Origin of the sequence: Streptomyces sp. NPDC051364 (genome assembly GCF_040682115.1) — a bacterium.
In the GTDB taxonomy this organism is placed as follows: Bacteria; Actinomycetota; Actinomycetes; order Streptomycetales; family Streptomycetaceae; genus Streptomyces.
Genome location: NZ_JBFBAH010000003.1, coordinates 308198 through 329641, shown reverse-complemented (window position 1 = coordinate 329641; position 21444 = coordinate 308198). Strand labels below are relative to the sequence as shown.

Annotated in this window: 18 protein-coding genes; 7 read left to right on the top strand and 11 right to left on the bottom strand. The window is 73.5% G+C overall.

All coding sequences use genetic code 11. The features are described 5' to 3' along the window. Positions 1–2: 2 nt before the first annotated feature. The 9 genes from AB0M76_RS08540 to AB0M76_RS08500 all read right to left on the bottom strand — a co-directional run bounded on the left by AB0M76_RS08540 (position 3) and on the right by AB0M76_RS08500 (position 10688). Positions 3–947, bottom strand: a complete 945-nt coding sequence (locus AB0M76_RS08540; protein ID WP_365952354.1) for a glutamate ABC transporter substrate-binding protein — start codon at positions 945–947, stop codon at positions 3–5. Positions 948–1063: 116 nt separating this feature from the next. Next, positions 1064–2356, bottom strand: a complete 1293-nt coding sequence (locus tag AB0M76_RS08535) for a hypothetical protein (RefSeq protein ID WP_365952353.1) — start codon at positions 2354–2356, stop codon at positions 1064–1066. A gap of 282 nt (positions 2357–2638) precedes the next feature. After that, positions 2639–3667, bottom strand: a complete 1029-nt coding sequence (locus tag AB0M76_RS08530; RefSeq protein ID WP_365952170.1) for a BadF/BadG/BcrA/BcrD ATPase family protein — start codon at positions 3665–3667, stop codon at positions 2639–2641. Beyond that, on the bottom strand, positions 3658–4932 hold the full coding sequence (locus tag AB0M76_RS08525) for a 6-phospho-beta-glucosidase (protein WP_365952169.1): 1275 nt from the start codon (positions 4930–4932) through the stop codon (positions 3658–3660). Before AB0M76_RS08525 ends, AB0M76_RS08530 begins: the two co-directional genes overlap by 10 nt. Before the next feature lie 5 nt (positions 4933–4937). Next, positions 4938–5774, bottom strand: coding sequence for a carbohydrate ABC transporter permease (locus tag AB0M76_RS08520; RefSeq protein ID WP_365952168.1), 837 nt, complete (start codon positions 5772–5774; stop codon positions 4938–4940). A 2-nt stretch (positions 5775–5776) separates the two neighbouring features. Next, positions 5777–6751, bottom strand: coding sequence for a sugar ABC transporter permease (locus AB0M76_RS08515; RefSeq protein WP_365952167.1), 975 nt, complete (start codon positions 6749–6751; stop codon positions 5777–5779). 6 nt (positions 6752–6757) lie between these two features. After that, positions 6758–8092 (bottom strand): ABC transporter substrate-binding protein, encoded by a 1335-nt coding sequence (locus AB0M76_RS08510; protein ID WP_365952166.1) that lies wholly within the window; start codon positions 8090–8092, stop codon positions 6758–6760. A gap of 154 nt (positions 8093–8246) precedes the next feature. After that, entirely contained in the window at positions 8247–9455 is a 1209-nt protein-coding gene (locus AB0M76_RS08505) for an ROK family transcriptional regulator (RefSeq protein WP_365952165.1), read from the bottom strand. Between the two features lie 141 nt (positions 9456–9596). Then, complete coding sequence (locus AB0M76_RS08500) at positions 9597–10688, bottom strand: mechanosensitive ion channel family protein (protein ID WP_365952164.1); 1092 nt, start codon at positions 10686–10688, stop codon at positions 9597–9599. 297 nt (positions 10689–10985) lie between these two features. Here AB0M76_RS08500 and AB0M76_RS08495 point away from each other — a divergent pair, with 297 nt between their 5' ends. Continuing rightward, a complete protein-coding gene (locus AB0M76_RS08495; protein ID WP_365952163.1) occupies positions 10986–11522 on the top strand; it encodes an HNH endonuclease in 537 nt (178 codons plus the stop codon). A 36-nt stretch (positions 11523–11558) separates the two neighbouring features. Here the strand turns inward: AB0M76_RS08495 and AB0M76_RS08490 are convergent, their stop codons facing one another. Continuing rightward, the gene (locus tag AB0M76_RS08490; protein WP_365952162.1) at positions 11559–14654 is read right to left on the bottom strand and encodes a beta-N-acetylglucosaminidase domain-containing protein; all 3096 of its coding nucleotides are present in this window, start codon (positions 14652–14654) and stop codon (positions 11559–11561) included. A gap of 211 nt (positions 14655–14865) precedes the next feature. Here AB0M76_RS08490 and AB0M76_RS08485 point away from each other — a divergent pair, with 211 nt between their 5' ends. Genes AB0M76_RS08485 through AB0M76_RS08475 form a run of 3 tightly spaced genes read left to right on the top strand, consistent with a single transcriptional unit; the run spans position 14866 to position 17370 of the window. Further along, positions 14866–15093 (top strand): hypothetical protein, encoded by a 228-nt coding sequence (locus AB0M76_RS08485; protein WP_365952161.1) that lies wholly within the window; start codon positions 14866–14868, stop codon positions 15091–15093. 22 nt (positions 15094–15115) lie between these two features. Then, positions 15116–17110, top strand: coding sequence for a 4-alpha-glucanotransferase (locus AB0M76_RS08480; RefSeq protein WP_365952160.1), 1995 nt, complete (start codon positions 15116–15118; stop codon positions 17108–17110). Positions 17111–17130: 20 nt separating this feature from the next. Next, the gene (locus AB0M76_RS08475; protein WP_365952159.1) at positions 17131–17370 is read left to right on the top strand and encodes a hypothetical protein; all 240 of its coding nucleotides are present in this window, start codon (positions 17131–17133) and stop codon (positions 17368–17370) included. Positions 17371–17519: 149 nt separating this feature from the next. Here the strand turns inward: AB0M76_RS08475 and AB0M76_RS08470 are convergent, their stop codons facing one another. Next, complete coding sequence (locus AB0M76_RS08470) at positions 17520–18023, bottom strand: MarR family transcriptional regulator (protein ID WP_365952158.1); 504 nt, start codon at positions 18021–18023, stop codon at positions 17520–17522. Positions 18024–18132: 109 nt separating this feature from the next. Between AB0M76_RS08470 and AB0M76_RS08465 the strand changes: the two genes are divergently transcribed. The 3 genes from AB0M76_RS08465 (at position 18133) to AB0M76_RS08455 (ending at position 21439) form a co-directional block, all read left to right on the top strand. After that, positions 18133–19422 (top strand): MFS transporter, encoded by a 1290-nt coding sequence (locus AB0M76_RS08465; RefSeq protein WP_365952157.1) that lies wholly within the window; start codon positions 18133–18135, stop codon positions 19420–19422. Positions 19423–19514: 92 nt separating this feature from the next. Beyond that, positions 19515–20459 carry an EamA family transporter gene (locus AB0M76_RS08460; protein WP_365952156.1) on the top strand — a complete coding sequence of 315 codons (945 nt, stop codon included), beginning with the start codon at positions 19515–19517 and terminating at the stop codon, positions 20457–20459. Positions 20460–20521: 62 nt separating this feature from the next. Beyond that, the gene (locus AB0M76_RS08455; protein WP_365952352.1) at positions 20522–21439 is read left to right on the top strand and encodes a DMT family transporter; all 918 of its coding nucleotides are present in this window, start codon (positions 20522–20524) and stop codon (positions 21437–21439) included. The last annotated feature ends 5 nt before the right edge of the window (positions 21440–21444 follow it).

The window sequence follows — 21444 nt, the reverse complement described above, 5'->3', positions numbered from 1 at the left end:
CCTCAGCCGTCCCGGTACTTCGGCGAGGGCGGTCCGGCCACTCCGGGCAGGACGGGCTTGAGGTGCGTCACGTAGGCCTGCATCCAGGGGCTGTTGTCACCGCCGGCGCGGTAGTTCTCCAGCACCTTGTTGACCCGGCGCACCAGGTCGGAGGCGTCCTTGTTCATGGCGACCCCGTAGAACTCCTTGGTGAAGGGGGAGCCGACGAGGCGCACCGACGGGTCCTGCGCGGCCTGGCCGGCCGCGAGCGCGTTGTCCGTGATGATGCCGTCCACCTCGCCCAGCTGGAGCCGGACCAGGCAGTCGAGCTGGTTGGGCACGCTGACCTGGACCGAGCCGTACGGCTGGGCCTTGAGCGCCGCCTCGGCCGTGGAGCCGGCCGCGGTGCAGATCCGGCGGCCGTTCAGCGAGGCGTCGTACCCGGTGATCGGCGAGCCCTTGGGGGCGAGGACCTGCTGCCCGGCCTCGAAGTACGCCGTCGAGAAGGCGACGTCCTCCAGCCGCTTGCAGTTGATCGTCATGGTCCGCACGACGACGTCGACGCGGCCGTCGTGGAGGGCGGGGACGCGCTGGCTGGTGGGGATGGCCCGGTAGATGACCGCGTTCTCGTCGCCCAGGATGTCCTTCGCGATGGCCTTGACCAGGGCGATGTCGAACCCGTCGAGGCGGCCGTCGACCGGGTTGCGGTAGCCCCACTTGAAGCTGTTCTGGTCCACGCCCGCGACGAGTTTGCCCGCCTTGCGGATCCGTTCGATGGCCGGCCCGTCCACGCCGGACGGGCGCAGGCTGGCCTCCGGGTCCTGGCAGGTGTCGGTGAGAGACCAGGGTGCCGGGGCGGCCGCCATCGAGGCGGGCTCGCGGACCAGGGCAGGGTGGCCGGAGTCCGGGGCGGCATGGGCCAGCGGCAGCAGGACGGCCGCGGCCGTCACCGCGCAGGCGGCGGCCATGGCGCTCACCCCGCCCCAGCCGCGCAGCCGCCCCGCGAGCCGGCGCAGGCCGGTTCCGCCGCCGTGGCCCTCGGCGTGGCCCTCGTCGTGGGACTTCACGCGTATCCGCATCGCTCTCACCTGTACTCCGAAAGCCGGCGCCCGATGCCCAGCAGCGCCGCCGCGGCGCCGACGACCGCGAGGGCCGCCGAGCCCGTCACCAATCCGCCCAGCGCACCGAGACCGCCCCGGGCCGCCCGGGTGAACTCCTTCTGCTCATGGGCCACTGCCTGCTCCAGGGACGCGTCCACCGTGTCGAACGAGGCCCCGCTGCTGTCCTTGTGGTCCTTGTCCCCGATGACCTGGGGCAAAGCGTCCTGGTAGTCGCCGCGCAAGTCGGTCTCCCGGGCCGCCGCGTGCCGCTGCTTCCACTGCTTGACACCGTCCGCGGCGCGGCCGACCGGATCCCGCCCGCTGCTGTCGTCGGCGAGCTTCAGCGCCGTCGCCAGCCCGGTGTCCAGCTCCTTCATCTCGGTCGTGAAGTCGACGTCGTACTTGTCGGACTTGTTGTCCGCGGCCAGTACGGCGCCCCGCGCGATCAGCGTCAGGTTCTCACTGGCGCGCGCCTGGAGCGAGGCGATCCGCGCGTCGTTCAGCACTTTCAGCGACTCCTGCCCGTCCGATCTGGCCTCCGCCAGCTCCGACCGGGCGACCGTGTGCCCCACGGCCAGCCACATCAGCACCACCAGCGAGGCGGCCGTCGCCGCCACGAGACCGTGATTGAAGACCCGGTTCGTCCGCCGGTAGTTGCGGCGCTGCGCCCACGCCAGCGCGGCGAGCGCGAGCAGCCCCGCACCGAGCGAGGCCAGCGGCAGCGAGCGGGCGTCGTCGTAGTCCGTGTAGAGCCGGCCCGTCTCCGCCTCGTACAGCCGCTGTGCGGCGGGCAGCAGCTGGGTGCTCATCTGCTCGTTGGCGTACCGCAGATAGGCGCCGCCCAGCGGCAGGCCCTGCTTGTTCGTGGCCCGCGCCTGCTCGATCAGGCCCGTGTAGCGGGGCAGCTGCTCGCTGAGCAGCGCGATCTGCTTGCGGGAGTCCTCGTCCGCCCCGGTATTGGCGGCCGCGCTCACGAGCAGCTTCGACGCGTTGGAGATGTCCTTCTCGTACCGCCGGCGGACCTCCCGCGGCTCGTCGCCGCCGGCCAGGAAACCGCTGGAGGAGGCCGTGTCGGCGTCCGCGAGCGAGCGGTAGATGCTCGCCGCGTCCGCGCTCAGCGGCTGGCTGCGGCCCACCACGTCCTCGGCCGCGCCGGCCCGGCCGGAGATCTCCAGGACGGTCACCGCGCCGAACAGCAGTACCAGGGCGGCCAGGACCGCGCCGATGATGCGCAGCCGGCCGGGCTCGGTCGTCGCGGCCGCGCGCAGCCGCTCCACACCCTCGGCCCAGGCCGTACCGGGCCGGGGAGGCGCCTGCGGCGGACCCGCGGGCGGCACGGCGACACCGCCCCCGAGCGCGGGCGCGCGTGATGTGATGGCCACCGTGACCTCCCCCTTGGTCCTCTGCTCCGCAGCAGTATGGCCGTAGTGGCGGTCAACCACAGCACCCGGTGCCGGATCCTGGCGATCCACCCCCTGTGCGCGCCGACCCCACCCCTTCACCGTGAATACGACTCCACGGCCGCCACGGTTCCAGAACCGGGGCCTCCCGGGGCAGGTTCACCCGAAATGGGCACGGAGTTTTCCATAGGTCTCGGGCAGGGCCCCGAGCGCGTCCAGCCCCAGCAGCCCGGCGCCCAGCACCGGCGGGGCCGCGACCACCGACACCCGGGCCCGCGGGGCCCGCCGCGCCAGCCCCGCCGCGATCCGCTCGTCCAACTGCCGGTGACCGGCCGTGAGCACCCCGCCGCCGAGCAGTACCGGAGCCTCCTCGTCCAGCAGGTCCAGCCGGGCCAGCGCCACCGACGCCAGCGCCACCACCTCGTCCGCCTGCCGCTCCACGATCGCCGTGGCCACCGCATCACCCGCCGCGGCCACCGCGAACAGCACCGGTACCAGCTCGTGGGTCCGCCGCTGCGCCAGGGTCCCCAGGTGCAGCGCCTCGATCAGCCCGGCCATCGAAGCGAGCCCGAAGTGCTGCGGCAGCGCCGCCGCCAGTTCCGTCGGTCCGCCGCGGCCGTCCTCCGCCCGCGCCGCCCACCACAGGGCCTCCGCGGCCAGGCCACCCCCGCCGCCCCAGTCCCCGGAGATCTGCCCGAGCGCCGGGAACCGGGCCGTGCGCCCGTCGGGCAGCATCCCCACGCAGTTGATGCCGGCCCCGCACACCACCGCCACCCCGCGTGGCGGCTCGCTCCCGGAGAGCCCGGCCCGCAGGATCGCGAACGTGTCGTTGAACACCCGGGTCGCCGCGCCCCAGCCGCGCGCCCCGATCGCGTCCGCGAGCTGCCGCTCCTCCACCGGGAGATCGGCATTGGCCAGACAGGCCGATACCTGGTCGGCGTACGGCACACCGGGCCCCGGCAGGGGCAGCGCCGCCGCCTCGGCGGCCCCCGCGACCGCCTGGGCCAGTACGTCCACCGCCGCCTCGACACCGGTGCGCTGCGGCTGGAAGCCGCCGGAGCGCCCGGTGCCGAGGACCGTGCCGTCCGCGGCGATCAGGGCCGCGTCCGTCTTGCTGTTGCCCGCGTCGACGGCCAGGACGGCGGACCGTGCGGGAGGGGCGGGAGGGGCGGGACGGTTCACGCCCATGCCAGGTGCTCCTTGTTGTGCGCGAGGAGCCGGTCGGTCAGCCCCTCGGCGAGGTCGAACTGGCCGACCAGCGGGTGGGCCAGCAGCGCCTTGAAGACCCGTTCGCGGCCGCCTCGTACGGCCGCGTCCAGCGCCAGGTTCTCGTACGCCGTGACGTGCGCGACCAGTCCGGCGTACAGCGGGTCGAGCCGCGCCGCGGCCAGCGGCGCCGGGCCGGACCGGTCCACCCGGGCCTGCACCTCGATCACCGCGTCGTCCGGGAGGAACGGCAGCGTCCCGTCGTTCCGCGTGTTGACGACCTGCAGTGCCTCCGGGCCCGGGCCGCCGTCGCCCAGCAGCGCGGCCGCCAGGTCCACGGCCGCCTCCGAGTAGAAGGCCCCGCCCCGCTTGGCCAGCAGTTCCGGCTTCTCGTCCAGCGCCGGATCGGCGTACAGGGCGAGCAGCTCCTTCTCCATCGCGGCCACCTCGGCGGCCCGCGAAGGCTTGCCGCCCAGCTCGCGCACCACCGCGTCGTGCGCGTAGAAGTACCGCAGGTAGTACGACGGGACGACGCCCAGGCGGTCCAGTACCGCGCGCGGCAGCCGTAGGTCCTCGGCGACGGCCGCGCCGTGCTCGGCGAGCAGCCGCGGCAGCAGGTCCTCGCCGTCCGGGCCGCCCTTGCGTACGCCCAGCTCCCAGGTGAGGTGGTTGAGCCCCACGTGGTCCAGGTGGATGTCGGCCGGGGCCAGGTCCAGCAGCGCCGCGAACTTCCGCTGGAAGCCGATGGCGACGTTGCACAGCCCGACCGCCTTGTGCCCGGCCTGCAGCAGGGCGCGGGTGACGATCCCGACCGGGTTCGTGAAGTCGATGATCCAGGCGTCCGGGTTGGCCCGCCGGACCCGCTCGGCGATGTCCAGCACCACCGGGACCGTCCGCAGCGCCTTGGCGAGCCCGCCGGCGCCCGTGGTCTCCTGCCCGACGCAGCCGCACTCCAGCGGCCACGTCTCGTCCTGCAGCCGGGCCGCCTGCCCGCCGATGCGCAGCTGGATCAGCACCGCGTCGGCGCCCTCGACGCCCGCGTCGAGATCGGCGGTGGTGGTGACCCGTCCCGGATGCCCCTGCTTGGCGAAGATCCGCCGGGCCAGCGCGCCGATCAGCTCCAGCCGCTCGGTGGCGGGGTCGACGAGCACCAGCTCGCCGATCGGCAGGGTGTCGCGCAGCCGCGCGAATCCGTCGATCAACTCGGGGGTGTAGGTGGAACCGCCGCCCACCACTGCGAGTTTCATGGTCATCAGCCTTTCACTCCGGTCAGGGTGACGCCTTCGACGAACGCCTTCTGGGCGAAGAAGAAGAGGGCGATCACGGGGGCCATGACCAGCACGGTTGCGGCCATGGTCAGATTCCAGTTCGTGTGGTGAGCTCCCTTGAAGGACTCCAGTCCGTAACTGAGGGTCCACGCGGCGGGGTTGTCCGAGGCGTAGATCTGCGGGCCGAAGTAGTCGTTCCAGGCGCAGAAGAACTGGAACAGCGCGACGGCGGCGATGCCCGGCCTGGCCATCGGCACGACGACGCGCAGCAGGGTGCGGACCTCGCCGCAGCCGTCGACCTTGGCCGCGTCCAGGTACTCGTCGGGGATGGTCAGCAGGAACTGGCGGAGCAGGAAGATGGAGAACGCGTCGCCGAAGGCCATCGGGATGATCAGCGGCCACAGCGTTCCGGACAGGTCCAGCTGCTTGGCCCAGAAGAGGTACATCGGGATGACCAACACCTGCGGCGGCAGCATCATCATGGCGATCACCAGCAGCAGCGAGAGCCGCCGCCCGCGGAAGCGGAACTTGGCGAGGGCGTACGCGACGGGCACCGAGGAGACCACGGTCAGCAGCGTGCCCAGGCCCGCGTACAGCAGGGTGTTGCGCCACCAGGTCAGGAAGCCGGGGGTGTCCCAGACCTTGGCGTAGTTGCCCCATTCCCATGTGTCGGGCACCAGGTCGCGGGTCAGCGCCTGCTGGTCGCTCATCAGGGAGGTCAGGAGGAGGAAGACGAACGGGAGAACGAAGAACAGGGCGGCCGCGACGCCGAGGGCGTGCACCCCGACCCAGTGCAGGACGGCCTTGCGGTTTCGGCGCATGCTCAGTCACCTGCTCCGATCAGCCCGCCACGGCGGCGCATCAGGAGTGCGGTGAAGGCCATGGAGAGGGCGAAGAGGACCAGCGCGACGACACATGCGGTGCCGTAGTCGAAGCGCTGGAAGCCGACGTTGTAGACGACCTGGGGGAGGGTCAGCGTGGACTTGTCGGGGTAGCCCGGCTCGAACTGCTGGCCCGAGCCGCCGATGACACCCGCGGCGACCTTCCCCGCCACCAGGGGCTGCGTGTAGGACTGCATGGCCTGGATGACCCCGGTGACCACCGCGAACAGGATGATCGGCGAGATGTTCGGCAGGGTGATGTGCCGGAACCGCTGCCAGGCGCCGGCCCCGTCCAGCTCGGCGGCCTCGTACTGCTCCTTCGGTACGTCGAGCAGCGCGGCCATGAAGATGACCATCAGGTCGCCGATCCCCCACAGGGCGAGGAGGGTCAGCGCGGGCTTGGACCAGTCGGCGTCGGTGAACCAGCCGGGGGCGGGCAGGCCGGCCCCCTCCAGCAGGGTGTTGACCGGGCCGGTGCCGGGGTTGAGCAGGAAGACGAAGGCCAGCGTCGCGGCCACCGGCGGGGCCAGGTAGGGCAGGTAGAACAGGGTCCGGAAGATCCCCGCCGCCGTCTTGATCTTGGTGATGAGCAGGCCGATGCCGAGGCCGAAGACGACCCGGCTGACGACCATCACCACGACCAGCCACAGGGTGTTGCGCATGGCCGGCCAGAACAGCGGATAGTCCGTGAAGACGTACGTCCAGTTGTCCAGGCCGTTGAAGACGGGCGGGCGGAAGCCGTCGTACTTCGTGAAGGAGAAGTACACGGTGGAGACGAGCGGGTACGCGAAGAAGACGGCGAACCCGATCAGCCAGGGCGACATGAAGGCCGCGGTCCGCAGGGCGGACCGCCGTCGCTTCGCCCGCAGGGCGGGTGCGGTGGGGATGGTGCCGGTGCTCGGCATCGCGGCGGTCATCGGGGGCTACTTCGCCTTCGCGATGTCCGTGTCGATCTGCTGGTCGGTCTTGGCGAGGCCGGCCGGGATGTCGGCGACGTCGCCCTTCTCGACCCCGTAGGTGAAGTCCTCGAAGGTCAGCTGGTAGGTGCCCCCGTCGGCCTGGGCCGGGGTGGTGCTCGACTTCGGGTGCTTGGCGATGTCGATGAAGGTCTTGAACTCCGGGGTCACCTGGAGCTTCGGGGAGTCCAGCGCCGTCAGCGTGGACGGCAGGTTGTGGATGGCGTTGGCGAAGTCCACGACCGCGTCGGTGTCAGTCGTCATGTACTTCACCAGCTCCCAGGCGGCGTTCTGCTTCTTGCTGCCCGAGGCGATGCCCATGACCGTGCCGGAGAGGTAGCCCTTGCCGTAGTCGGAGAGCCTGTCGTCCGGCACCGGCAGCGGCGCCGTGCCGATCTCGAACTTGATGCCGGCCTCCTTCGCCATGGACGCCCGCCACTCGCCGTCGATCTGCATCGCGACCAGGCCCAGGTGGAACGGGTGCTCGGCGCTCCACTCGTCACCGAAGGTGTTGCGGAATTTCTCCAGCTTCTCGTAGCCGCCCAGCTTGGCTACCAGGCTCTTCTGCGCCGTCAGCATCTGGGTGAAGGCAGGGTCCTTGGCCAGGTTGGACTTGCCCTGCGCGTCGAAGTACGTCCCGCCCCACTGCGCGGCGAGCCGGGTCGGCTTGGTCTCGTAGCCGTGGAAGGTGGGCATGATGCCGAGCTGGTCGTACGAATCGCCCTTGGCAACCGTCAGCTTCTGCGCGACCTCCTCGAACTGGCTCCAGGTCTTGGGCGGTTCGGTGATGCCCGCGGCCTTGAAGGCGTCCTTGTTGTAGACGAGGCCGTACGCGTCGTTCAGCAGCGGCAGCGTGCACTGGTTGCCGTTGAACTGCGTGTATTCCAGCAGGGTCTTGGGGAAGACCTTCGCCTTGTCGACGCCCGACTTCTTGAGGAAGGGGTTCAGGTCGGCGAAGGCGCCGGAGTTGCAGAACTTGCCGACGCTGTCGGTGGTGAAGGAGGAGACCACGTCGGGGGCCTTGTCCCCGCCTGCCCGGAGGGCCTGGTTGATCTTGTCGTCGGTCATGTTGCCCGTGACCTTGACCTTGATGTTCGGGTGCGCCTTCTCGAACCGGGCGATGTTCTCCTCGATCGCCTTGGCCTCGCTCGGCGCGGACCAGCCGTGCCAGAAGTTGAGCGTGACCTCCTTGTCCGGGTCGTCGGCGGCCGCGTTGCCGCTCTGGCCCGTACACGCGGTGGCCAGGACGGATATCGCGGCGACGGCGGTGGCCACGGCGGTCAGACGGCGGTTTCTGGGCATGGCGGTGCTCGCTCTCTGCGGGAGGAACTTCCGGAGGTGTGCCAGGGGTGCGACGACGGGTTTCGGTGACGCGGGTGGTGCCGGTGACGCCGGGGAGCCGGTGGGGGCCGGAGGTGCTGGTCGTACGTTCGGGGGCCGGGCCGGGCCGGGTCGGTCAGCGGCGCGAGGTGTCGAAGACCTCGTCGCGGGTGGCGGCGAGGGCGCTCTCCAGTGCGCCGCGCAGTACGGGCCGCTCGCGCACCGTGCCCGACACGAGGCGGGGCCGGGAGGGGGCGAGATCGGCGAGCTCGGCCTCGACGAGCTCGCGCAGCACGTCCCCGCCGGCGGCGGTCACCGCGCCGGAGAGGACCACGATCTCGGGGTCCAGTACGGCGACCAGCGCGGCGAGACCGGTGGCCAGCGCGGTCGCGTACTGCTGCAGGAGCCGCAGGTTCGCCCCCTCGGGATGCCGGGCGGCCTGCGCCAGCAGCGCGACCGCCGCGGCGACCGGCGTCCCCGCCTCGGCCCCGGGCGGCATCCCGATGCCCAGCGCGGCCGCCATGCCGGGCACCACCTCGACGCCGGCCAGCGCCTGGTAGCCGCCGGAGTTGACCCGGGTGACCTGCCGGACCAGGGGGTGGCCCGGCACGGGCAGGAACCCGACCTCGCCCGCGCCGCCGGTCCAGCCGCGGTGCAGCCGGCCGCCGAGCACCAGGGCGGCGCCGAGGCCCTCCTCGTTCCACAGCAGGACGAAGTCCCCGTGGCCGCGGGCCGCGCCGAGGCGCTGTTCGGCGACCGCGGCGAGGTTCACGTCGTTCTCGTACCCGACCGGCATCGGCAGGGCCGCCGCCAGCTCCTCGAGGAGGGTGGGGGAGTGCCAGCCGGGCAGGTGCTCGGCGTAGCGCAGCGCCCCGGTGTGCGGATCGAAGGACCCCGGGGTGGCGATGACGACGCGGTGGACGGCGGACCGCTCGAGCCCGGCGTCCTTGACGGCCCCGCCGAGGGCCCGGGTGACCCGGTCGACGGCCCCGGCGCCCTCGGTGTACGGGAGCTCGTGGCTGCCGATCACCTCGCCGGTGAGATCGGCGACGGCCGCGACGATGCCGCTCGGGGTGACGTCCAGTCCGGCGACGTGGGCGGCGCGCGGGTTGACCCCGTACAGCTGGGCGTTGGGTCCGGGGCGGCCGCCGGCGGTGCCGGTGGCCACGACCAGCCCGGCGGCTTCGAGGCGGGCCAGCAGCTGGGAGGCGGTGGGCTTGGAGAGCCCGGTGAGCCGGCCGATCCGGGTGCGGGACAGGGGCCCGTGCTCCAGCAGCAGGTCCAGCGCTGCGCGGTCGTTCATGACGCGCAGCAGGCTGGGCGTTCCGGGGGTGGTGCCGGTCATGAGCGCTCTCTCCGTCGTCGGCTCACGCCGTGGTCAGGAACTGTTAGGTAAGTTTCCTATCGGTGTTTGAGCTGTGTCAATGCCGCTGCCCCCGCAGAAATGAACCTGCGGGGGCAGCGGTGAGGGAGAAGGGGGAACGGGCTACTTGCTGATCCGGGGGCCGCCGGCGGCCGGCGCCGCGATCGGGGCGGTGGCCAGGGACTGAGGGGAAGCCGGGTTCGCGAGCGCCGACGGCGGCGCCACGGCGGCCGACGGGTCGGCCGGGGCCTCGTCCTCCTCGCCGTCGGCGGCCGGCAGACCGCCGATGATCCGGATGCCGGACTCGTCGAAGGCCTCCTTGATCCGCCAGCGCAGCTCGCGCTCCACGGCGAACTGCTGGCCCGGCATCGTCTTCGCGGAGATCTTCACCGTCATCGATGCCAGCAGTACCTCGTCCAGGCCCAGCACCTCCACCGGGCCCCACAGGCGCTCGTCCCACGGGGACTCCTTCGCCATGCCGTCGGCGACGTGCTTGACGACCTCGCGGACGCGGGTCAGGCTCTCCGACGGCTTGACCTGGACGGCCACGCCCGCGGTCGCCCAGCCCTGGCTGAGGTTGCCGATCCGCTTGATCTCGCCGTTGCGGACGTACCAGATCTCGCCGTTGTCCCCGCGCAGCTTGGTCACGCGCAGGCCGACCTCGACGACCTCGCCGGAGGCCACCCCCGCGTCGATCTTGTCGCCGACGCCGTACTGGTCCTCGAGGATCATGAACACGCCGGACAGGAAGTCCGTCACCAGGTTCCGCGCACCGAAACCGATCGCCACACCGGCCACACCGGCACTCGCGAGCAGCGGGCCGAGGTTGATGCCCAGGGCGCCGAGCACCATCAGCCCGGCCGTGCCGAGGATCAGGAACGAAGCGACCGAACGCAGGACCGAACCGATCGCCTCGGAGCGCTGCCGTCGGCGCTCCGCGTTGACGAGGAGCCCGCCGAGCGCCATGCCCTCAACGGCCTCGGCGCCCCGGTTCATCCGCGTTATCAGCTTGGTCAGCGACTTGCGGACCAGCGAGCGCAGTGCTGCCGCGATCACCAGGATCAGCAGGATCTTCAGGCCGAGGTACAGCCATCCGGCCCAGTTCTCCTCGATGAAACTGGCGGCGTTCGTGACGCTCTCGTGGGCTTCCTTGACCGAAGCGGTCGGGTCCGGGGTGTCGGCAGCCAGGGGCAGCAGGGCGGCAGGCCAGGGCACGACGGGAACCTCCAGGTGTAGCGGTCTGCCCGCGGATGGGGGTACCCCCGGACGGAGTCCGGGGGAGGGTGTGCGGGTGTGCGGGACAGACCAACCACACTAACGGGGCATTCGTGTGACCCCGTTGCCGTGTTCGAGGGAGAGACCAGACTCACCTGGGGATGAACCGGGTGTGGTTGAAAACACCTCGGACCCGTTACGGGCGCGTGGTGGCGCTTCGACCAGCCGTAAGGAGAGACTGGAGAGCAGATCGTCCCGGCGCGAGCCACGCGCCGCCGACGTACAAGGAGGCAGTCCGTGCCGCACGTCCTGGTCCTCAATGCGTCGTACGAGCCGCTCGGCGTCGTACCGCTCCGCCGCGCGCTCGTCCTCGTCCTGGAGAACAAAGCTGTCTCCCTGGAGGAATCCGGCGCCTTTCTGCACAGCGCGACGAGAGTCGTCCCCGCGCCCAGCGTGGTCCGGCTCAAGCGCTTCGTGCGGGTCCCCTACCGGGGGCCCGTTCCACTCACCCGCCGCGCGCTGTTCGCCCGCGACGGCGGCCGCTGCATGTACTGCGGCGGCGTCGCCACGAGCGTCGACCACGTGATCCCGCGCAGCCGGGGTGGGCAGCACGTATGGGACAACGTGGTCGCCGCATGCCGGCGGTGCAACCACGTCAAGGCGGACCGGCACCTGCTGGAGCTGGGCTGGCGGCTGCGGCACCAGCCGGCTCCGCCGTCGGGGCTGGCCTGGCGGATCATCGGTACGGGCCACCGGGATCCGCGCTGGATGCCGTACCTCCAGCCGTACGGCGCGGCGGATGCCCTGGACCGCATCGGCGCGGCAGCCTCCTGACTCCTGGGCCCCGTAGCCCCGGCCCCCGGGCCGGGGCTACGGGGCGACCGCGTAGGCCTCCGCCGCGAAGAGGCTGCAGCCGAACCGGGTTGCGCGCTTCTCGCAGGTGACGCGGACGAAGCGGGCCGGGGCCGACGCGTCCAGGCGGACCGTCTCCAGGCCGCCGCGGGATGCCGGGACCGTCGCCGCGGGGTGCCAGGTGACGCCGTCCGGGGAGGTCTCCACCCGGTACGCCGACGGGTACGCCTCCTGCCAGTGCAGGACCAGCTTGCCGATCCGGGCCGCCGCCGGGAGCTCCGCCTGCCACCATGCGCCGTCGACCGGCTTGGAAGACCAGCGCGTGGTCGGGGAGCCGTCCACCGCCGCCGAGGCCGGGAACGCCGGGGTCTCGTCCCCCGACGACGAGGCCCGCGCCGAGCGGAACAGGTCCGGCCCGCCCGTACGCGGGACCGCCCGGACGGTCAGCGTCCGGGTCTGCCCCGCGAACGTGACCGGCACCGGGTAGCTGCCCGCCGGGGTGCCCGCCGGGACCGTCACCGACACCGGGACGGTGACCTGCGTACCCCGCGGAGCAGCGGCCTCCGCAGGGAGTTTCACATCGACGCCCTTCGGCGGTGCCGCCGAGAGCGGGCCCCGGACCCCGCCGGGGCTCAGCGCCGACAGCCGGCCCGGCACCACCTGCGCGGCCCCGCCGATCTCCACCTCCACGGTCTCCGGCAGCTCGAACGCGGCCGAGGGCCCGTCCGCCAGCCACGGCACCACCTGATGCACCGCCGGAGCCGGCCCCGCCCACGACAGCCGTACCGCGTCCGCGCCGAGGCCGCCGACGTCCGCCTGCGTCCAGCCCGACGCCGAGGCCTCGGCGACCTTGCGCCAGCCCTCGCCCGGCACGTGCGCCTCCACCGCCGCGCCCCGGACGCCCGGCGACAGCGGGTCCGTCATCACGGTCACCACCGACACCGGCCGCACCGTGTCCAGCCGGACCGTGTACGAGTCCCGCTCCTGGGACACCGTGCCCGGCCGGCGGGCCGCCCCCGTCCACGCGTCCGCCTCCGCCACCGCCTGCGCGAGGAAGGGGTCCAGTACGGTCTGGTCCAGCCGGGCGGTGCCCGGCTCGGCCAGTGCCTTGCGGGCCGCCGACAGGTCCTGCGAGGCCTTCCACGCCGCCGCCCCGTCCCCGCGGGACTGGGCCCGCAGGAGATCCACCGCCAGCTCGCCCGCCGTTCCGTACGCCGACAGCCGCGCCAGCCACGGCCCCGCCTCGGCCGACAGCCCGGGCAGCCGCGCAGGCGCCTCCCGCAGGGCCGTGAACGCCGCCCGCAGCCGGTCACCGGCCGCCGGGTCGCCCGAGCCGCGGCTGCGCCAGAACTCGTCCACCAGCGGGCGCAGGTACGCCGACTCCTGGTGGCCGAGGCCCGAGGAGGCCGTGTTCCCGGCCAGCGCGGCCAGGGACCGGCGGGCGGCCTGGTCCGGCCCGGACAGGTCGGAGACCGCCGCCGCCCAGGACTCGCCCGGCCGGTAGCCGTTCGCGTTCCACGCGAAGTCGGCGGCCGTGAACAGCGGGATCCGCGCCAGGGTGCCCTGCTGCATCGCATTGGCCAGCAGGGCCGCCGAGCCGCCGGCCACCGCCGGCTCCCGGCCCGTGTACGGGCCGAGGAAGACCCGGCCCGGGTCCCAGTCGTTGACCGGGTAGTTGTCCATGGTGACGAGCGGGTGCTGCCCGAAGGCGCTGCGCGCCCCGTCGAGTTCCTTCCCGGTGATCGAGCGCGGCACCACGCCCACGCCCGTCCAGGCGACCTCCACCCGCCCGTCGAGCTGGCTCGCCAGGGCGGTCCGGTACGCGGTCGCGCCCTTCTGGTGGTACTCCGTCGGCATCAGCGACAGCGGCGCCGCGCCCGGATGCCGCGCGGCGAGGTGCGCCGCCAGCTCGTCCGCGACCTCCGCGTGCGCCTTCGCGGCCGCCGCCGGGCCCGTCCCGTAGCGCACCCGGTCCGCCCGGCAGCCCCACTCCGTGTAGCTGACGTCCTGGAACTGCACCTGGAACGCCCGGAAGCCCAGGTCCCACATCGCGTCCAGCTTGCGCGCCAGCGCCGCCCGGTCGGCGGCCGAGGCCAGGCACATCGACTGCCCGGGGGCCACCGCCCAGGCCAGCACCACCCGGTTGGCGCGGGCCCGCTCGGCCAGGGCCCGGAACTCCGTCTGCTGCGCCGCCGGGTAGTCCTCGCGCCAGCCGGTCGTACGGTACGGGTCGTCGCCGGGCGCGAGCAGCAGCCGGTTCTGCTTGGTCCGGCCCATGAAGTCCAGCTGTGCGAGCCGCTGGTCCTGCGTCCACGGCTGCCCGTAGAACCCCTCGGTGATCCCGCGTACGGGCGCGGTCGGCCAGTCCCGCACCACGACCCCGGGCACCTTCCCGCCGCCCGCTCCGGCCGGGGCCAGCAGCTGGCGCAGCGTCTGCGCCGCGTGGAACAGCCCGTCCTCACCCACGCCGGCCAGCGCGACCGTGTCCCGGCCCGCGGCCTTGCCGACGGCCAGCCGGTAGCCCCCGTTCGGCAGCTCCGCAGCCCCCGCCGCCGGGGCCGCGCCCAGCGCCCGCAGGGCCTCCTGCGCGTCGGGGCCCTGCAGCCGTACGACGGTGCCCCGTTCGGGCAGCGGCGCCCCGGGGGCCGGTTCGTGCAGGGTCCGTACGCCCGCCGCGCGCAGGGCGGTGCGGACCAGCCCGACCGCGTACGGATCGGCGTCCGGCGCCGCCACCAGCACGGCCTCGGCGCCCAGCGGGACCTCGCGCGCCGCGTCGGCGGTCATCGACTGCGGCCGCGGCCACACGGCCGGTCCCTCGGCGGCCGCTCGCGGAGCGTCGGGGCCGGGGTCGAACGCGGGCCCAGGAGCCAGCCCCGTCGCGGGGTCGGATCCCGGCGCGGCGGCGGACCCGGTCGCAGGCCCTGCAGCAGGTCCGTTCGCATGTCCGGCCGCGGTCCCGGCGGCCGGCCCGGCAGCGGGGTCCGGTCCCGGGAGGGCCGGCGCGCTCGGCGCCGCGAACGCGGCGGGCGGACCGGCGAACACCCCGCCGCCCAGCAGCGTCCCGATGACCGCCACCGCCGCTGCCGTCGCCCGCTTCCTGCCCCTGAGCTGCACGGAGCCTCCCCGTCCCGAGTCGTCACCCGCCCGTACGAATGACCCCGAGCCCACCACCCGTGCGGCCGGAGTGTCAATGCGGGCGGGCGTTCTGACCTGGATACGCAGGAATTGCGGCGCTGCCTGCGGGGTATGGCTGCGATGTTCCCGGCGGTGTTCCATGACTCCTGACCCACCCTCACACCTCTTACGGACGAAGGAGCAACCGCGCGTGAACACCGCAACCGGCACCCCGCACACCCCCGCCGCCCCGCCGCACACCCCGCTGCTCGCCCACCTGCCCGCGCAGGGCGGGCCCGCCGAAGGACCCCTCACCAGCGAGCCCCCGCTCGCCGGTGCCGCCCACGCGCCGCTGACCAGCGAGCCCCCGCTCACCGACGAGGCCCCGCTGACGAGCGAGCCGACCCCACCCGCCGCGGCCGCTGCCGCAGGCGACTAGACACAGGGACACAGGTATTCACATGGACGACCTCGCCCGGCTCGCGGCCCTGCACGGCATCGCCACCACCTACCGGCCCGCCGAGGACGTCACCGTCCGGGTCCCGGAGGCCACCGTCAAGGCCCTCCTCGGGCTGCTGGGGGTCGTCGCCGACGACGCCGAGGACGTCCGGGTGTGCGCCGAGGACGCCGTACGGGAGGCGGCCGAGCGGCTGCTGCCGCGGACGGTGGTGCTCTGGCAGGGGGAGCCCGTACCGCCGGAGCCCGCCGGGCTGCCGCCGGGCACCCGGGTGCGGGTGGCCGCAGAGGAGACGGGGGAGGAGCTCGCGTGGGGCCCCGGACTCCCGCTCGGCGTGCACCGGCTCGCCGCCGAGGCTCCGGACGGCCGCACCGGCGCCGCCACCCTGATCGTGGCCCCGGAGCGGGCCCCGGCCGCGCCCGAGCGGGCCCACGGGCTGCTCGTCCAGCTGTATTCCCTGCTCTCCGAGCACTCCTGGGGCATGGGTGACCTCGGCGACCTGGCCGCGCTCGCCCGCTGGGCCGGCCGTACCCACGGAGTCGGGTTCATCCAGGTCAACCCACTGCACGCGGCCGTGCCCGGAACCCCGACCGACCCCTCCCCGTACCGGCCCTCCACGCGCCGCTTCCCCGACCCGGTGCACCTGCGGATCGAGGACGTCCCCGAGTACGCCGACTGCCCCGATCCGGGCGCCCTCGCCGAACTCGCCGCCCGGGGCGGGGAGCTGCGCCGCGAGGTCCTGGAGAAGGGGGCGCTGATCGACCGCGACGCCGTCTGGGCCCTCAAGCGCGCCGCCCTGGAACTGCTGTACGCCGTCCCGCGCACGCCCGAACGGGACGCCGCCTACCGGGAGTTCTGCGCCGAGCAGGGCGAGGCGCTGGACCGGCACGCCACGTGGTGCGCCGGGCACGCAGGCGACGACCAGGGAAGCGGGGCCGACTTCCACCGCTGGCTGGTCTGGCTGACGGTCACCCAGCTCGCCGCGGCCCAGAGCGCCGCCCGCGAGGCCGGGATGACGGTCGGCATCGTGCACGACCTGGCCGTCGGGGTGCACCCGAACGGCTCGGACACCTCCGGCCCGCCCCTCTACGCGAACGGCGTGTGCGTCGGCGCCCCGCCGGACGCCTTCAACGCGCGCGGCCAGGACTGGGGGCTGCCGCCGTGGCGGCCCGACCGGCTCGAGGCCACCGGGTACGCGCCGTTCCGGGCCCTGCTGCGCGGGGTGTTCCGCTACGCCGGCGCCCTGCGCATCGACCACGTCATGGGCCTGTTCCGGCTCTGGTGGATCCCGGAGGGCGCCCCGCCCGCCGACGGCGCGTACGTCTCGTACGACGGCGAGGCCATGCTCGCGGTCCTGGTGCTCGAGGCCCACCGGGCCGGGGCCCTGGTCATCGGCGAGGACCTCGGGACGGTGGAGCCGCGGGTCCGCCGGGCACTGGCCCGGCGCGGGGTGCTCGGCACCTCCGTGCTCTGGTTCGAACGGGACTGGGCGGGCGACGGGCAGCCGCTCGCCCCCGAGGCCTGGCGGGCCGACTGCCTGGCCACCGCCACCACCCACGACCTGCCGCCCACCGCCGCCAAGCTGGCCGGCGGCCATGTGGAACTGCGCGACCGGCTCGGCCTGCTGACCTGCCCGGTGGAGCAGGAGCGGGCCCAGGACGCCGCGGACACCGCCCAGTGGCTGGACGTGCTGGAGGGGCTCGGCCTGGACACCAAGGGCGAGGAGGCCGCCGTACGGGCCCTGTACGGCTTCCTGCTGTGCACCCCCGCCCGGCTGGTCGGCGTATGGCTGCCGGACGCGGTCGGGGACCGGCGGCCGCAGAACCTGCCGGGAACCTGGGACCAGTACCCCAATTGGCGGCTGCCGGTCGCCGACGCGGCGGGACGGCCGCTGTCCCTGGAGGCGCTGGCCGCCTCGCCCCGGGCGAACGCCCTGCTGGGCGCGGTGCGGGAGGGAGCGCGTGCCCGTACGGCACCCCCGGGCGCGCGCGTCGTTTAGGTGTTCGCTACGTTTGCACCGTGGACAAGAAGAACGCTCTGCGCGCCGGCGCCGTCACGGCCGGATCGACGCTGATGATGCTGCTGATGACGTCTCCCGCGCTCGCGGTGACCCGCGACGACGGCGACGACCCGGGCCCGGGCCTGAGCGTCGCCCAGACCTTGGGCCTGTACGTGGCCACGCCGATCGTGCTGTTCCTGATCATCGCGGGCCTCGTCATGGTCCTCGACAAGTCGGACAGGCCGCAGACGCAGGGCTGACCCGGCGGGGGGTAGTACCCGTCAGAGACTTCCGGGGCGCCGGGGGTCCGCAGGCCGACGCCGTGTCGGCGTCGGTGCGGACCCCCGGCGCCCCGTTGTGCGTTCCGGGCGCCGGCCGGGCGCTTTTCGACAGGCCGCTTAGGCCACGCTTAGGCCGTCGGGACGCCGGACATCAGCTTGCGGAGCAGGCCGGTCAGGACGGCGACCTCCTCGTCGCCGAGCCCGGTGAGCGCGGCGCGCTGCACCTCCAGGCCGGCGGCGACGGCCTCGTCGATGAGGGCGAGCCCGCGGTCGGTGATCGTCACCTGGAGCCCCCGCCGGTCGTGCGGATCGGGCTTGCGGCAGAGCAGGCCGGCCTTCTCCAGCTTGTCCAGGCGCCCGGTCATGCCGCCCGTCGTGAGCATGAGCGTGGCCGACAGCTGGCGCGGCGAGAGCGTGTACGGGGTGCCGGAGCGGCGCAGCGTGGCGACGACGTCGAACTCGCCGCGCGAGATCCCGTAGCGGGCGTAGGCCTTCTCCATCGCATCACCCATGGCCCGCGCGATCCGGTAGATGCGGCCGAAGACGGCCATGGGGGCGGTTTCCAGGTCGGGCCGTACTGCAGCCCACTGGTCGATGATCGCGTCGACGGCGTCCTTGTTGGCCTCGGTCATGCGTGCAGTATCCGGCCTTCCTCCGATCGTTCGCAAGAAAGTTGCTTGACGGAAAGTAGCTTAGGGGTAAGCTACTTTCCAGCAACCTACTCGGGGAGGGGTAATGGCCATGGCCAAGGAAGCAAGGGTGGCGGGGGAGCGGTCCCTGCTCGTCGGCGTCGGTGTCAGCGCGGTCGGGATCGGCATGTACGTCCCCTTCTCGCTCGTCTTCTTCCACCACGTCACCGGCCTCTCCTTCGCCCTCGTCGGCGTGGTCATGACCGCCACCGGCCTGGCCGGACTGGCGTTCATGCCGCTGGCCGGCTCGGCCGTCGACCGGTTCGGCGCCCGGCGGATCGTCCTGGTCCTCTACGCGCTGCGGGCGCTCGGCTTCGCGCTCTACCCGTTCGCCGGCTCGCTGCCCGCCTTCGCCGCCGTCGCGCTCGTCACCGCCCTGGCCGACCGGTCCTTCCCCGCCGTCCAGCAGTCCCTGATCGGGGAGGTGGCGCGCGGCGGCGCCCGGGACCGGCTCCAGGCCTCCCTGCGCGCCCTGCAGAACGCCGGGATGGGCGCCGGGGCCCTGATCGTCTCCGGAGTGCTGGCGCTGTGGGGGACGGCCGCCTTCACGTACACCGCCTGGGGCAACGCGCTGGCCTTCGGGCTCGCCGGACTGCTCGTGCGCCGGGTCCGCCCGGTGCGCGACGGGCAGGACGCCACCGCCGAGCGGCCGCCCGCCGGATACCGGATGGTCCTGCGCGACCGGCCCTTCCTCGCGCTGACCGCCGCCAACTTCCTGACCGCACTGGGCTACGCGGCCCTGTCCGTGCTCTTCCCGCTCTACATCGCCACCTGGCTGCACGGGCCCGACTCCCTCACCGGAGCCGCGTTCACCGTCAACACCGCCCTGTGCGCCGGGATCGGCGTGCTCGTCGCGAGCCGGGTCCGCCGCTCGGGGGCCCGCCGCACCCGATCGGCCGCCCTCGGCGCACTGCTCTTCGCCGCCGCCTTCGTCGGGCAGATCGTGCTCGGCACCCTGCGCCCCGGGCGGACCGCGACCCTGGTCGCGCTGCTGGCCATCGTCGTCGTCTACACGCTCGGCGAGCTCGTGCACAGCCCGTCCGGCGGGGCTCTGTCGGTCTCCGCCGCCCCGGCAGCCGTACGCGGCCGCTACCTGGCCACCTACCAGCTGTCCTACTCGTTGGCCACCGCGCTGGCCCCGTCCCTCTTCACGGCCCTGCTCTCCGTCGACGGCCGCCTGCCCTGGGCCGTCCTCGCCGCCGCCGCGGGCGGCGCCGCCCTGGCGCTGGTCCGGCTCGAGCGGCGGCTGCCGGTCGAGGCCGTGTGCGTGCAGCCGCCGGTGGTGGTGGCCGCCGCCGGGGCGCGGACCCCGGCCGCCGAGGCGCAGGCCCCGGCTGCCTGAGCCGCCTGCCTGAGCCGCCTGCCTGAGCCGTCTGCCGGTGGTCCGGCTCCGCTCCGTCCCGAGTTCCTCACCCGCCCGAGGAGTCCCCTGTCATGAACCGTCTCGCCACCGTCGCCCTGACCGCACTCGCCCCGGTCTCCTGGGGCTCGACCTACGCCGTCACCACCGAACTGCTCCCGCCCGACCGGCCCCTGTTCACCGCGGTGATGCGGGCCCTGCCCGCCGGACTGCTGCTCACGGCCCTGTCCCGCAGACTCCCGAGCGGGCAGTGGTGGTGGAAGTCCGCCGTCCTGGGCACGCTCAACATCGGCGCCTTCTTCCCGCTGCTGTTCCTCTCCGCGTACCGGCTGCCCGGCGGGGTGGCGGCCGTGCTCGGCTCCGCCGGCCCGCTGTTCGTCGTCGGACTCGCCGCCCTCGTCCTGGGGGAGCGGGCGAGGCTGCGGACCGTCCTCGCCGCCGTCGCGGGGGCGTTCGGCGTGAGCATGGTCGTCCTGACCGCCGAGGCCCGGCTCGACCTCGTCGGCATCGTCGCCGGTGTCGTCTCCTCCGCCTCCATGGCCGCGGGCACGGTCATGACCAAGCGCTGGGGGCGCCCGGACGGGGTCGGCCCGCTGGCCGTGGCCGGCTGGCAGCTCACCGCGGGCGGGCTGGTCATCATCCCCGTCGCGGCCCTGATCGAGGGGGCGCCGCCCGCGCTCGACGGCAACGCCCTCCTCGGCTACGGCTACATGATGCTGATCAACACCGGTATCGCGTACTGGCTCTGGTTCCGCGGCATCGGCCGGCTCACCGCCACCTCGGTCACCCTGCTCGGCCCGCTCTCCCCGCTCAGCGCGGCCGTCATCGGCTGGGCGGCCCTCGGGCAGGCGCTGTCGCCCGTGCAGCTGGTGGGCATGGGGGTCGCCTTCGGCGCCACCGTCGCGGGCCAGCTGTTCGCCGCCGCCCCCGCCCCCGCCTCCGTCGAATCGTTCAGTTCTACTGAACAGAATGATCGAAACATTTCGATGGACCTGACGGATGGCCCGGTGCGACGGTAGACCTGCGTCGGACGGACGGACCGTCGGACCAGCACCCGAGGGGGAGATACACCGTGGCCGTCATGGACCGGGTCCGTACCGTTGCGCAGCACAAGCCGGGCATCCAGGTGAAGAAGGGGTCCGCCGGACTCGGCGTACTCCTCGCCCTGGTCGCCACGGTCGTCTGGTCCGGCAGCTTCGTCGCCACCCGGGGGATGGCCGACGCCGTCCCGCCCGTCCAGGCCGTGTTCTGGCGCTGGATCATCGCCACCCTCGCCGTCGCCCCCTTCGCGGCCCGGCAGGCCTGGCAGCAGCGGGAGCTGATCCGCAAGCACCTCGGCTTCATCGCCCTCGCCTCGCTGTTCGGCGTCGCCCTGTACAACACGCTCGTGCACCAGGCCGGACTGACCACCTCCGCCTCCAACATGGGCATGATCATGGCCGCCTCGCCGGTCGTCATGGCGCTGTACGCCCGCCTCGGCGGCGAACGGCTCGGCGCCCGGCGCACCTTCGGACTGCTGCTCGCCGCGTTCGGTGTGCTGCTGCTCGTCGGGGACGGCTCGCTCGGCTTCGACTTCGGGGCCGGCGACCTGTGGATGCTCGCCGCCGCCCTGTCGTTCGCCACGTACAGCGCACTGCTCAAGCGCAAGCCCGCCGAACTCGGCGGACTGGCCTTCCTGATCACCACCTTCGTGCTCGGCGCGCTGATGCTGGCCCCCGCGTACGCCGTGTCCGTCACCGTCCAGGGCGGCTTCGAGGTCACCGCGGGCACCGGCGGCATGCTGCTCTACGTCGGCGTCATGTCCTCCGCGGTCGCCTTCTTCGCCTGGAACAAGGCCATCTCGCTCATCGGCGCGGCCCGGGCGGGAGTCGTCTACTACCTCCAGCCGGTGTGCGTCGCCGGCCTCGGCCTCCTGCTGCTGGACGAGCGGACGGGCCCGGCGCAGCTGCTCTGCATGGCGCTGATCCTCGGCGGCGTGGGCCTGGGAGCCCGGCGGTAGGTTCG